General features: G+C 57.9%; 20 protein-coding genes. All 20 read right to left on the minus strand.

Going from position 1 to position 10520, the window contains the following annotated elements:
* Window positions 1-36: 36 nt before the first annotated feature.
* The 20 genes from BIS10_RS01050 to BIS10_RS01140 all read right to left on the minus strand — a co-directional run bounded on the left by BIS10_RS01050 (window position 37) and on the right by BIS10_RS01140 (window position 10474).
* Window positions 37-189 (minus strand): hypothetical protein, encoded by a 153-nt coding sequence (locus BIS10_RS01050; RefSeq protein ID WP_253501532.1) that lies wholly within the window; start codon window positions 187-189, stop codon window positions 37-39.
* Window positions 190-203: 14 nt separating this feature from the next.
* Entirely contained in the window at window positions 204-1346 is a 1143-nt protein-coding gene (locus BIS10_RS01055) for a phage head morphogenesis protein (RefSeq protein WP_253501535.1), read from the minus strand.
* Window positions 1346-2749, minus strand: coding sequence for a DUF4055 domain-containing protein (locus BIS10_RS01060; RefSeq protein WP_253501538.1), 1404 nt, complete (start codon window positions 2747-2749; stop codon window positions 1346-1348). The genes BIS10_RS01055 and BIS10_RS01060 overlap by 1 nt, the downstream gene beginning before the upstream one ends.
* A complete protein-coding gene (locus BIS10_RS01065) occupies window positions 2749-4002 on the minus strand; it encodes a terminase large subunit domain-containing protein (protein ID WP_253501541.1) in 1254 nt (417 codons plus the stop codon). The genes BIS10_RS01060 and BIS10_RS01065 overlap by 1 nt, the downstream gene beginning before the upstream one ends.
* The gene (locus tag BIS10_RS01070) at window positions 3989-4540 is read right to left on the minus strand and encodes a terminase small subunit (protein WP_253501544.1); all 552 of its coding nucleotides are present in this window, start codon (window positions 4538-4540) and stop codon (window positions 3989-3991) included. The genes BIS10_RS01065 and BIS10_RS01070 overlap by 14 nt, the downstream gene beginning before the upstream one ends.
* A gap of 171 nt (window positions 4541-4711) precedes the next feature.
* The gene (locus tag BIS10_RS01075; protein WP_253501547.1) at window positions 4712-4966 is read right to left on the minus strand and encodes a hypothetical protein; all 255 of its coding nucleotides are present in this window, start codon (window positions 4964-4966) and stop codon (window positions 4712-4714) included.
* Window positions 4911-5186, minus strand: coding sequence for a hypothetical protein (locus tag BIS10_RS01080; protein ID WP_253501550.1), 276 nt, complete (start codon window positions 5184-5186; stop codon window positions 4911-4913). The genes BIS10_RS01075 and BIS10_RS01080 overlap by 56 nt, the downstream gene beginning before the upstream one ends.
* A gap of 222 nt (window positions 5187-5408) precedes the next feature.
* Window positions 5409-5729 (minus strand): phage holin family protein, encoded by a 321-nt coding sequence (locus tag BIS10_RS01085; RefSeq protein ID WP_253501553.1) that lies wholly within the window; start codon window positions 5727-5729, stop codon window positions 5409-5411.
* Entirely contained in the window at window positions 5729-6355 is a 627-nt protein-coding gene (locus tag BIS10_RS01090; RefSeq protein WP_253501556.1) for a glycoside hydrolase family 108 protein, read from the minus strand. The genes BIS10_RS01085 and BIS10_RS01090 overlap by 1 nt, the downstream gene beginning before the upstream one ends.
* A gap of 310 nt (window positions 6356-6665) precedes the next feature.
* Window positions 6666-7271 carry a hypothetical protein gene (locus BIS10_RS01095; RefSeq protein ID WP_253501559.1) on the minus strand — a complete coding sequence of 202 codons (606 nt, stop codon included), beginning with the start codon at window positions 7269-7271 and terminating at the stop codon, window positions 6666-6668.
* Window positions 7268-7462 carry a hypothetical protein gene (locus BIS10_RS01100; RefSeq protein ID WP_253501562.1) on the minus strand — a complete coding sequence of 65 codons (195 nt, stop codon included), beginning with the start codon at window positions 7460-7462 and terminating at the stop codon, window positions 7268-7270. The genes BIS10_RS01095 and BIS10_RS01100 overlap by 4 nt, the downstream gene beginning before the upstream one ends.
* Window positions 7462-7773 carry a hypothetical protein gene (locus tag BIS10_RS01105; protein ID WP_253501565.1) on the minus strand — a complete coding sequence of 104 codons (312 nt, stop codon included), beginning with the start codon at window positions 7771-7773 and terminating at the stop codon, window positions 7462-7464. The genes BIS10_RS01100 and BIS10_RS01105 overlap by 1 nt, the downstream gene beginning before the upstream one ends.
* On the minus strand, window positions 7770-8240 hold the full coding sequence (locus BIS10_RS01110) for a hypothetical protein (RefSeq protein ID WP_253501568.1): 471 nt from the start codon (window positions 8238-8240) through the stop codon (window positions 7770-7772). Before BIS10_RS01110 ends, BIS10_RS01105 begins: the two co-directional genes overlap by 4 nt.
* Entirely contained in the window at window positions 8237-8464 is a 228-nt protein-coding gene (locus BIS10_RS01115; RefSeq protein ID WP_253501571.1) for a glutaredoxin family protein, read from the minus strand. Before BIS10_RS01115 ends, BIS10_RS01110 begins: the two co-directional genes overlap by 4 nt.
* Window positions 8458-8580 carry a hypothetical protein gene (locus BIS10_RS18855; protein ID WP_301281928.1) on the minus strand — a complete coding sequence of 41 codons (123 nt, stop codon included), beginning with the start codon at window positions 8578-8580 and terminating at the stop codon, window positions 8458-8460. Before BIS10_RS18855 ends, BIS10_RS01115 begins: the two co-directional genes overlap by 7 nt.
* Window positions 8577-8909 (minus strand): DUF1364 domain-containing protein, encoded by a 333-nt coding sequence (locus BIS10_RS01120; RefSeq protein ID WP_253501573.1) that lies wholly within the window; start codon window positions 8907-8909, stop codon window positions 8577-8579. Before BIS10_RS01120 ends, BIS10_RS18855 begins: the two co-directional genes overlap by 4 nt.
* A complete protein-coding gene (locus BIS10_RS01125) occupies window positions 8909-9151 on the minus strand; it encodes a hypothetical protein (protein WP_253501575.1) in 243 nt (80 codons plus the stop codon). The genes BIS10_RS01120 and BIS10_RS01125 overlap by 1 nt, the downstream gene beginning before the upstream one ends.
* On the minus strand, window positions 9148-9651 hold the full coding sequence (locus tag BIS10_RS01130; protein WP_253501577.1) for a hypothetical protein: 504 nt from the start codon (window positions 9649-9651) through the stop codon (window positions 9148-9150). The genes BIS10_RS01125 and BIS10_RS01130 overlap by 4 nt, the downstream gene beginning before the upstream one ends.
* A complete protein-coding gene (locus BIS10_RS01135; RefSeq protein WP_253501579.1) occupies window positions 9648-10133 on the minus strand; it encodes a hypothetical protein in 486 nt (161 codons plus the stop codon). The genes BIS10_RS01130 and BIS10_RS01135 overlap by 4 nt, the downstream gene beginning before the upstream one ends.
* Complete coding sequence (locus tag BIS10_RS01140) at window positions 10130-10474, minus strand: hypothetical protein (protein ID WP_253501581.1); 345 nt, start codon at window positions 10472-10474, stop codon at window positions 10130-10132. The genes BIS10_RS01135 and BIS10_RS01140 overlap by 4 nt, the downstream gene beginning before the upstream one ends.
* Window positions 10475-10520: the final 46 nt, after the last annotated feature.

Consider the following 10520-nt stretch of genomic DNA (forward strand, 5'->3'; position numbering starts at 1 on the left):
GAAACCGTACTCTAAACTATCACCCTTATCAAGCCACTAGTCATCCAGCGCGCCAAGCTTGCGCTGCATGGCCATGCTCAGCTCCCAAGTCATCTTCATGATGATCAGGTCGTGAAAGGTAGCAATGCCCGCTTGTTGCCGCTGCCAGCATTGCCACCAAGTGTGAAATTGCGCATCGCAGGGTGTCATTGCCTCAGCTTAACCTATGCAGCGTCGGCGAACAGCCTTTCAAACGTTTCACGGTCGCGAGCGCGCAGCTCGGCAATCGTCAGCTCACCGCCAAGCGGGTCGCTGAACCGCTCAATTTTGTAGCCGCCTTTCTTGTAAAGCTCGTAGCGGGTAGGGCCAAGCCATTCACGCTGCAAGCTGGCCGGTTGCCGTGCGAACCATTGCGGCCACTTGGTGTTTGCCGATACCTGCCCAATCATATCTTCGGGACGCTGATCTTTGGGTATCTGGCTAACTGGCTTGAATGCTTTGACGTAGGGCCGCTGGCCCATGATATTGGCACCGAACGACGGGGCCTGGACTGTGCGACAACGATAATGATACGGGGGCCTGGGGTGAGCGGTACCGACCTTGTGCCTACGGCCATCTATCGAAGCACAATATTTTGTGACCCTAAAATCAATCGTGGCCACGTCAACGACTTCTTCAACACCAAGCGCTTCATAGGTCGATTCGTACGCCACATTGCTGACATGCCCACGGCTGGTGCGAACTAAGTTATCAATCTCGTTGCGCGTCCAGTTCAGCGCGCCATCCTTGTACTTGAGCGCCTTGGTGCCGCGCAGCGCTCGAATGATCTGCTGATTCGTATTGCCGTTGCTAATGCCTTGCCTGATCTGGCTGTAAACGATGTTGCGGGTACGCCTAGGCACCTCGTCAAACATATCTTCAACCATCTGGCCTAGCACTGGCTGCTGCATGGCCGACTCATACACAGCAGCGGCGGCAGGGGCAGCGGCTACCGCACCGGTAACGGCATCGGCTACCAAGCTGCGAGCAAAGCCAGCCTCATAACCGGCCAGCTCTTCGAGCGACTTGGCATTTTCAGCGGTGACCGCCGTTGCTAGCGACTCAGCCCATTGGTCAATCAGGTTGCGCAGACCTTTAAGCCGGTCGGTCGTGTATCGCCCACGGCTAAACGCGGCAAGTTCGGCAGGCGCTAGGTTATCCAGGCGCTCGGCAAGCTTGGCGGCCAACTCTCCCGCTAGCTCATCAAATTCAGCCACCATGCGGTTAACTTGGGCGCTGCTAGCACGATGCAACCACACCGTGTGCGTGGTGATAGCCTCGACCACGACTTCCTGAGCAATGCGCCGTGATTCGCGGTCGTTTGGCATTAGGCATCCTCAAGACGCGGCATCACCTCACCGCCTTCTCTCATTATGTCGAGCTGATCGTCAGCAAGGTCGGTTAGGCCAATCTTCCGTAGCGCGTCATACAGCACCGCCCTTGGCGCATCGCCAGACAGAACGATATTCGAGACCACCTGGAGCATAGCCGCGTCCACTTCCTGCACTGAGAATTCAGGCTCAACTTTGAACGTCACTAAATCGGGATCAATCCCCATCCAGTAGGCAATGTATTTTAATTGCTGCTCCACAGCCTCAGCCGCAGTGATGCACACCGAATACAAAGCGCTGTGCTGATCTGCCTGTCGAGCCTTACGCGCCTCGCCTGACTCCTGACCACCAATGTCGATCACCTTAGCGCCTGACTCAGCGGCGGCGTTCTGCTGATCCTGCATAGCCTTGCGCAACGCCTCGATGCCTGCGCCCTGGAACTCAAGATAACCGGCCTGGGCATCCTTGGGCAGCATCCAGGCCGCCATCGGGCCGGTGACGCGGATATCGTCGTCTGCACCCATGCCGCTAATCCACGGCTGCGGGTGAGCCGTGTAGTGGAGCGCGGCGTAGTAGTCGGCACTGAGCTGGTAATACTTCAGCGCCGCCTTGGCCATCGTTTGCAGCGGGGTCTCGTCAACGTCGGGATTGTTGTCAGTGCTGCCAGCGAACACGACCGGGATGAAGTTCAGTGGTGTTGATTGGCTGCCACCCACTAAGCCGGGGTACTCCTCTGCTTCAATTGGATTTCCCGCTTCATTGAGGATGCGCACCCGGTACCGGTTGTCGATCAAGTCCAGTACGCGATAGACCGTCTCATATTCGGGCTTGAACTCATCAGCGCCGCCGCCTTCCTTGAGGCGCTTCTCGCTGAACACCACTAGCGTTAGGTCTTGGCGACCGCCAACGTTCGATGTGAGCCAATTGGGGGCTGTTTCGGCGGTGTAGGTGGCGATGTAGGGATTGCCTGCGTCGTCGAACTCAGCCAATAGCGGCTTGCGGCCCTTGGTCAGCAAATCAGAGACGATGCGGAGGTAGAGCTGCTTTAGGCCAAAGCCATCACAGGTAGCCTCATGCTCCAGCGCCTTCATGCGATCCGGCAGCACAATCTCCGGCTCTTGCCGAGATACCAAGCCGATCATCGTGCGAAGCGAGTCTTTCACCCACAGCGGATATTCGGCGCGTCGCTTGTACGCGAGGTAGAGCTGCTTAGCCTGCTCGACCGTTAGCGGGCTGTTATCCGTTGCCGCTAGGGATTCGGCCTCAATCATGCCCGAGGTTTTGGGCAGGTAGGTAATGCCGCCTTCCAGGATGGCACGCGGCCCGATAAGGGCATCTTCCATTTCCTGCCATTCGTCAATCATGGCGGTAAATTGCGGTTTTTGCGATGTGACCGCCATTATCCGAGGCCTCCGATTCGTTTCATGCCAGCACGTGGCTTGTGGATGGGGAACATGCGGTGAACAAAGTAGCCAGCCGCATCGGGCGCGTGGTCCAAGCCTTGCGTTTTATCCGGCGCGCCGTGCTTGTCGTAAGCCTGTTGCTCCAGGCAGGACGTGTACTCAGGGCACCGCTTAACGTTAACGCGATAGCGGCGCTCACCCTTGGCGTTGCTGAACGCGGAGCACATGGCTAGCACGCGGTCACGAACACTTGGGTTGGCGTTATCAACCTGCACCGAAAAGCCAGCCTGCCTAAGCAGTGCGAGATCATTTGTCGATGCGTCTACTGTCTTGCGTCCCTTACCAGAAGCATCGGGGTAAATCGTCAGCTTATGCTCTGGATAGCGAGCCTTTAGCAGCTCAATCATGGCGGGTGTGTCCAGCACGCCAGTTAGCTCACCAACAGCAATCGGGTCACCGTCGCGGATAACGTGGATCACGGCGCTCATGGCCTGGACGTTGAAGTCCATGCCTACATGAAGATGCTCGCCACGCTGCTCCACTGCGTCGCTGGCATTTAGCTCGCGGCTAAACGTGTGATAAACGGTGCCGCTAGTCAGGTTGACAAACTCGCCCATCAAGTAGGCTTGCAGAAGCGCCTCTGGGTATATCGCCCTTAGCGAGTCGATGTAACCTTCTGGTAGGTGAGGATTGGATTCCGTAGGCGCCTGGATGATCCGGTAGCCGGGTCGCGGGTTTTGCTTCCACGTTTGGTAGACAAAGCGGAACCCCTCGGGCGTTGTCGTGGTGCCAATTGTGTTTGGCTTGCCGTCGGGCTTCTTCTGGCGATTACGCGACAGGATTCTTCGCCATACCTCGGCGGCATCTTTGGCCTTGAGCGTATCCAGCTCGTCAACGTCAGCATCGCCATGCTCATAGCCGATAATCCGCTGCGGGGCGTCCATCGACCTGAAGAAGATGTTGCTGTAGCCCTCGATGCTGATGTAGTTCAGCGGCGTTTTGTAGAGCTTGTACGGTATATCCAGTCGCGTCAGCACCTCCTCAAAGCGCGGGAAGGCGATCATACGCACTAGGTCGTAGGTGGGCTCGTAGAATCCGCGATTCAGCGTCGGGTAGGCCAGTTTGCCGATAATAGAGCGAAGAACCGCCGCCTCAGTCTTACCCGCCCCAAACCCCGCTACCATTGCCGGGAATGGCTCCTCTGCCGTGATGTAATCGAACTGCGGGCAGGAGGGTTCAATTTGAGGCATGTGGGTTAACTATCTCAACGTGGATTGGGCGGCTCTTGTCGCCAACACCGGTGTCGGCAAACATTCCCAGGTGCCGGGCAATCTTCTCTAGAGCGCTGTTTTTGTCCCACAGCCTAATCTTGTGGACATGCTCAACCTCGGGCCGACCATCTTCGTCGTATTCGCCCGATGGCCTGACAACAACCTCTACGGCGGAGACGGCCGCCCCCAAGGCGTCCGACCACTCTTCTGGTCGGCGTAGGTTGCCGGTATCTGTGAATACTTCGCGAAGGTCAGCAAAACCAATTCGGGCCAGCTCTTGCAGCACGCGGTCCTGCGTTATTTCTGTACGCTGCTCACGCTTTTTCATCCGCTCCTGAATTGCAGCCTGAATGCTAACGTTTGCTAACAGACGCGCAGCCGTTGCATTTGCTCCTTTTGCGCTATAACCAGCACGTATTGCCGCCTGGGTAGCATTCAAATCAATCAGGTACTCATCAACAAATCTCGACTGCCGAGCCGTCAGCGCGACAGCCTCTTTGGCAGCCTTCTTGGTCATGTCGTTACCCTTGTACAGCTCATGTAGATTATTGCCCGTGATATTGGGCACCTATTCAAAAGCGCGTCTAATTATTCGCCGCTCTTGTACAGCTTTCACTTGCGATGCCAGTACGCCGACAGCAGGAAAGCGCCCACAATCCAGCGAACACGCACCCAGGCCGACAGGCGTCTACTCGCACAACGAATCCAGCAGCGCGCCTTGCTCGTCTGAAAACGCCCATACGCCATTGATATAGCGCTCCAGCTCGCGGTAACGGTCGTCACCCAGTGCGTCCCATAGCTCGCCCCGGTCGATCTCGGGCAGCGCGGGCTGCGGCGGTGGCGTGCATTCAGGTATGACGTGGATGTATTCGGTGGTGGTGCAGCCACTAACGGCGCAGAGTGCCAGTAGGGCGGCTGCCAGCAGGGCGTTGATCGGCTTCACGTTGCGTCTCCGCTGATTTCTGCCGAGCCTGCGCTCTGGCGTGGTCAATGGCTCGCTCGGCCTCGAGCACGGCGCTTTTGCTCTTGGCCTCGGCTTTGGCGCGACTGGCCGCCTCTTTGGCTCGATCACGCTGGCCACTGGTGTACAACAGGGCAGCGCCGAGCAGGCCAATGACAGCGACCAGGGCTCCGGCGACCTTGCTCCAGATCGTGCTAAACATCGGGCTTCCTCCGGCGTCGCTCTTGCTCGACAGGTTGCTGGGGGATCAGGCGGGCCACGACACCAGCGACAGCCACCGCGGACGCTAGCAAGGCATAGGCCCATTCGGGGATGACGCCCTCCCAATGCGGGAGCACGGGCTGCAGACCATAGAGTAGGGCGGCCACGATACCGAGGCGCACCGACCACATTCGGTGCGATGCTCGCCACTCAGGGATCAGGTTCATTTCTTCGCACCCCTCACGCGATCAGCCGCCGCCATTAACAACAGGTCAATACTGCGAGGCCCAGCCCAGCCGCACACACCAGCAATAGCCGCCGCTGGCCAGCCGTCCAGGTTGAAATAGACGTTGATACCTGCAGCCATCGTGATCATGACGACCAGCGCAGGCGCATCAAGCCACAAGCGGCGCGTAAAGAAGCGCTCACGCTCGCCGCTCTTGACCTCATGTGCGATTTTAGCGAGTAGACCCATAACGACTGCCACTGACGTGCCTAACGCCAGCAGCACCTCCTGTATCAGTCCGGAATTTCGCCATGGCATTAGGCGCCCCCTGTATCAATTTCGGAATAGAGCGAAACAGCTAAGCGCTCGCCGTAGTCACTCTCTACGTCGTTACGCAAATTAACGATCCGCTTGAACCATCCGTAAGCGAAGTCTTCTTGCCGCTCGTCACGCTCAGCCAGACCCCGGCAGAACGCAATGCGCACGCCGTTGATCGACTCAGCCAGTACATGGATGCCAGCACCACCGCGATGCTTACGATAGTCAGCGAGGGCATTCAGCGTGCTGGGCCCGATAGCGCCATCCACCTTGAGGTCAGGGAATAGACGCCCACGGTTATTGAGCACGTTCAATGTGCGCTGCAGCTCTTGGGCTGAACGACCTGGGCCAGAGTGGACGCCAAAATCAAACAGGTACTCGGCAAGCGTTGCGCTAATCGGCGCGATACGATCCAGGCGGATGCTGTTCCAGTAGCGAGCCTCGTAGATTTTTACCGCCAGGGAGCGGGGAAGGTTGCGCATATCGCCGTGGTAGCCGTTCTCACGCGCCACGGCCTGGGTGATGCCGTAATTGGTCGGGCCACCGCGATCAGATTTATGCGATACGTAACCACCTTCGCGGTCGATGACCGAGGCCACCAACCGTTGTTTTAGGCTGGTAGCCATTGGTCACCTCAGAAATAAAAAAGCCGCAGGGAAGGGCGGCAAGATCGAAAAGGGAGCCGCCCTGTGTTTGCCCGGGGTCATAGCCGGAGGCGGCATAATAAAAAACCCCCAAGCACTGCCGAGGCAATGATGGGGGCCGTGTTAAGACTGGCCGCGCATAACGGGGCCGTATCCGCTTCTACGCATGGTAGATCGGAAAGCAAAAAGGCCCGCCGGTTGGGGCGAGCCTTAGAATCAAGGGCTGGTGAAGCGCAATTTGTCCAGCTTAGTAATTAATACTTTATCCGAACCTTATTTGGGGGTCAAGGATTTATGCTGCTTTTTTATACAGCCGGTTGGTTTCTTTTATCACCCTGTATATCGGCTCCATGGCCTGGCTTTCCAGTGAAGCCATAATGTCGCCGATCTTTGACCACTCGCGGTGCCATCCATCCTGCAGCCAATTCTTGGCGACAATCTTAACGCCCATAAACTCCCGGCAGTAGAAGCAAACCTCTTTCGGCTGCCACAGCGGGCGGCTTCCGTCCATGTCGTTACGATCCTGCATCATGCGGGCCTGGATAAGCGCCTCCACTCGCTCTTTGCGGGCCTTGCGATAGCCTGCCCATTCCGGCGTTTTCTCGATGTACAGCGCCAAAACAGCCTCGGCCACATCGTCAAGATGCTGGTTAGCCGCGCCCGTATCCGCCAGACTCAGCCAATGCCCCACAGCAGCCAGTAACGGCTCCTCACGCTCCATGCGCTTGATAGCGGAATAAACCGGCGTGTAGTGGTCGCCATAGCAGCCACCGCTCTTAGCGCCGCTGGTTTGCACCTTAGCGCCCGCCTCCTCAAGGTCTGCCGCCGCCTGGGTGCGAATACCGCTCTCAAACGCCATTGCCCACGCAATGCGCGGATTGCTGCTCAAGTACGTCATACCACCCCCTTGCTATGCTTTTCTGCAATGCGCCGCGCTTCATTGCCGTTCTGTGCGTCACCAATCTCTTTTCCGCTGCAGTACACCGTGAACAGATCCGCGCCACCCAATGTGAAGCGGCTAATCTGGTAGTTGCCGCAATCGCTGACGATAGCGCGGTCATTGGCCTTGTCTTTGAGCCTCCACTTCATCACGTCCACTCCGTTAGCGGTCGCTGCTCAAGTGGTACCCAGTCAATGCCAGGGCGCAGCAACTGGCCTTGGTAGTTCTCGTAGTAGTGGCTGACATTGATGGCCATTGGCTGGTCTGGGCATTCCCGGTTACAGCAGCCCATGCGGGCCATGTAGGCGACGTGCCCGCACGTAAGGCACCTGGTCACCACGCTAGGCTCAAGCATAAAAATCTGGTCGCTTTCAGCCTGCCAGTATGCGCGCTGTTCATCGCTGACTTTTTCGGCGTCCTTAAACAGCCCTGCGAGATGATCTCTTAGCTTCGCGCTCACGCATCCCCCTTAGCCATTAGATGGCGACCAAATTCAGCAATGCATAGCGCATCAGCCATGCCATCATGGGGCTTGCGCTTAGCGCCTGGCGTAAGATTAACGTGCGGATATGCGCGGCGAACGAATGAGATGGCCGCGTCCTTGTCTTTAGTCGTGCCCGCAAGCACCTGTTTTTTCCATGCCTGGGGCGTAACGAGGCGATAAGGCAGCCCTAGGGCGTCACAAATGCCGATAATGACGCCGTACCCCATGCCGAACTTGAACGTGCTGGCAACGCCTTGCTTGGGCATGGAATGTACTTTTTCCACGTAAACCACGCTTGGCTGCCACTCACGCAGTAGCGCTGCAATGGTATGCCCGTCGATCTCTTTGCCAGCCACCGGCATCGGATACGCGAATGAGGCCGCGCCTGACTCGTGGATATACGCAATCCCGCCGCTCTGACCTGGGTCTATGCCGACAATCACTCATCACCCCCGATGGCATTGATCTTATGCGGCAGAAACCCCGCCCACTCGTCGGTATCTGTCACAACGACAGGCATGGACCGGTGGCCGCGGCTCTTGAGCTTTTCCCGCATCGCCGCATTGCCGGTAATGTCGATATGCTCAAACACGATGCCGCGCTTCTTGAGTGCCAATTTCGTCGTAAAGCACTGCGGGCAGTTGTCGGTGGTGTAGACGGTTACCATTGATCCTCCTCGCGGGGTTCGCCCATGTCGTCCAGGTCTTTAAAGATGAAAGCGGCGAAGGCAATCACCGCAGCGGTGCCCATGATGAGAAAAGCAGGGATGCTCCATAGGGTCATAGCGTTACCCCTTTGATAGTCACAACGCCTAGCTCCACCAGGCGGCGAAGCGTCCGCGTCTGGGCGCGGCGCATATACCACTCACGCGGCCCAGCGTCGCCGTGCGGCCACTTAGTGCGCCCATCGATGCAGTCGTGGCAGGCATGGCAAGCGAACACTGCGGAAATATCGTCGCTCTTACGGCTCATGCCGTGGCTTTCGTCCGGCAAATGGGCCAATACGGTTGTCTCAGGATTGCCGTTGCAGACGCCAATGATGCCTAGCGTGCATTGCTCACCTCGGGCGGCGTTGCGAATGTGTTTTGATTCGATGCGAACGGCTTTAAGCATCACGTAGTCTCCTCGCCAAGCGGCCATGCTTTATCAACGTGCGCCATTGCCGCCTCAAGCGTCTTAAATCGACGGCGTAGAATTTTATCCAGGCTGCCGGGGTCGCTTTTGTCGTCAGTGATGTATGGCGGCCAAGCCAGCCAGTAGTTACCTGTCACGCACCCATTCTCGTCGTGAGGCATTGCTGCGGCTGCGTAATCACTGCGGAACCATGAAGTGTCCAAGTGTTTGTGCCAGCTCACGCCACCTCCCGATATTCGTTCGGATTGATCCCTTTCAGCCCTGGATCAGTCAGGCGCATACCCAGGCTTGTGAAGTGCTGCCAGCACCGGTCCAGGTATTCGGTTTTCTGCTTCTTGCTCATAGCGCGGGTTACCGGGTAATCGTGCGGCTCCATCATCAATTCGATGCGCTGCTCATAGCTCAGGCTGCCCAGTACACGCTTACAGGCCTCACGGTAGGCGTCAGAGTCGCGGCACAGGATGGCGAGGCCGAAGTGATACTTGCAGTAACCGCGATACCACTCGGCATCGCAGTCGCCTTGCGCGGCGGCTTCCTTGCACCACAAGCGCTGCAGGCGGTTTTGATCCAGGCTGCGCTTCGGCTCGTGCTTCTGGATTACGATCTCGACTTGGCCCCACTGCTGGATAGCCTGCGTCAGCACGGATGGCAGCCGTCCGATGGCCGCCATAGCTTCCTGCAGGTTTTGGGCGCGTGATACGTAGGGTTTGTCTTTGCTCACGCCGCCTCTCCCTTTTTAAGCCCTAAATCGTGCGCCTTGCGGTAAATGCTTGCCTCACTACGACGAAGCTCTTTAGCGATACGCAGCACGAACCATTCGGGCTTTGGATACACTTCTGCCAGGAATGCCAGCTCTTCGCCGCTCCAGGGTTTATTGGTGCGCTCTATCGCGATGCGGCTCAACCGCTTCTTGGCAGATCCGCTGAGCACTCGCAGCGCCCCTTGCACACCGCCCTTGCTGCATTGCAGCTGCATGGCGATAGCCTCGTCACCCAAGCCCTTAGCCTTTAGCTCAGCGATGCGGTCATAGTCCAGGCGCCGCTTTGGCCGCTGCACGCCTAGCATCTTGGCCGCTGAGTAAATTTGGGCCGTGGTGCGCTCCAGGTGCGCGGCGATGCGCTTAGCGCTCCACTCGGGGTCTGCATAGACCTCCTCGATAAAGGCCAATTCGACAGCCTCCCAATTTGCTGGCTCTCCTCTCATGCCGCGCCCCTCCTGCGCTGATTAACCCGGTGCGCCGTGCGTGACGCTGCCTCTTTTTGTAAGCTGCTCACGCCACAGGGAAAGCGGATTCCCCACTTGTGCGCCCAAAATAGGAGCGTGGCGTGATTCACTTCCCACTCCCGCGCTAGGTCGCGCAGCGTGTAGCCGGTATCGCGTGCCGTGGCCGCTGCTTCCTTGAGGATGGAGCGCAGGCTGCGCCCCTCTTCTTGCTCAATGCGGTACATCCAGAGCGGCTTGCCCACCGGGCAGTTATCGGCCTCTTCCGGCGTGTAGCCGTAGCACTGGATGCGCTTGCGGCGTGTGTCGCGGTTGATGTTCATGCCGCACCTCCAATCCAGGCCGTGAAGCGATCCATAAAGCCCGGTT

The sequence above is a fragment of the Halomonas sp. 707B3 genome (assembly GCF_024158645.1).
Taxonomy (GTDB): domain Bacteria; phylum Pseudomonadota; class Gammaproteobacteria; order Pseudomonadales; family Halomonadaceae; genus Vreelandella; species Vreelandella lionensis.

Coding starts and splice junctions, on each gene's coding strand:
- BIS10_RS01050 (WP_253501532.1), bottom strand. CDS start 189: ATGACACCCTGCGATGCGCAATTTCACACTTGGTGGCAATGCTGGCAG.
- BIS10_RS01055 (WP_253501535.1), bottom strand. CDS start 1,346: ATGCCAAACGACCGCGAATCACGGCGCATTGCTCAGGAAGTCGTGGTC.
- BIS10_RS01060 (WP_253501538.1), bottom strand. CDS start 2,749: ATGGCGGTCACATCGCAAAAACCGCAATTTACCGCCATGATTGACGAA.
- BIS10_RS01065 (WP_253501541.1), bottom strand. CDS start 4,002: ATGCCTCAAATTGAACCCTCCTGCCCGCAGTTCGATTACATCACGGCA.
- BIS10_RS01070 (WP_253501544.1), bottom strand. CDS start 4,540: ATGACCAAGAAGGCTGCCAAAGAGGCTGTCGCGCTGACGGCTCGGCAG.
- BIS10_RS01080 (WP_253501550.1), bottom strand. CDS start 5,186: ATGTTTAGCACGATCTGGAGCAAGGTCGCCGGAGCCCTGGTCGCTGTC.
- BIS10_RS01085 (WP_253501553.1), bottom strand. CDS start 5,729: ATGCCATGGCGAAATTCCGGACTGATACAGGAGGTGCTGCTGGCGTTA.
- BIS10_RS01090 (WP_253501556.1), bottom strand. CDS start 6,355: ATGGCTACCAGCCTAAAACAACGGTTGGTGGCCTCGGTCATCGACCGC.
- BIS10_RS01095 (WP_253501559.1), bottom strand. CDS start 7,271: ATGACGTACTTGAGCAGCAATCCGCGCATTGCGTGGGCAATGGCGTTT.
- BIS10_RS01100 (WP_253501562.1), bottom strand. CDS start 7,462: ATGAAGTGGAGGCTCAAAGACAAGGCCAATGACCGCGCTATCGTCAGC.
- BIS10_RS01115 (WP_253501571.1), bottom strand. CDS start 8,464: ATGGTAACCGTCTACACCACCGACAACTGCCCGCAGTGCTTTACGACG.
- BIS10_RS18855 (WP_301281928.1), bottom strand. CDS start 8,580: ATGACCCTATGGAGCATCCCTGCTTTTCTCATCATGGGCACCGCTGCG.
- BIS10_RS01120 (WP_253501573.1), bottom strand. CDS start 8,909: ATGCTTAAAGCCGTTCGCATCGAATCAAAACACATTCGCAACGCCGCC.
- BIS10_RS01135 (WP_253501579.1), bottom strand. CDS start 10,133: ATGAGAGGAGAGCCAGCAAATTGGGAGGCTGTCGAATTGGCCTTTATC.
- BIS10_RS01140 (WP_253501581.1), bottom strand. CDS start 10,474: ATGAACATCAACCGCGACACACGCCGCAAGCGCATCCAGTGCTACGGC.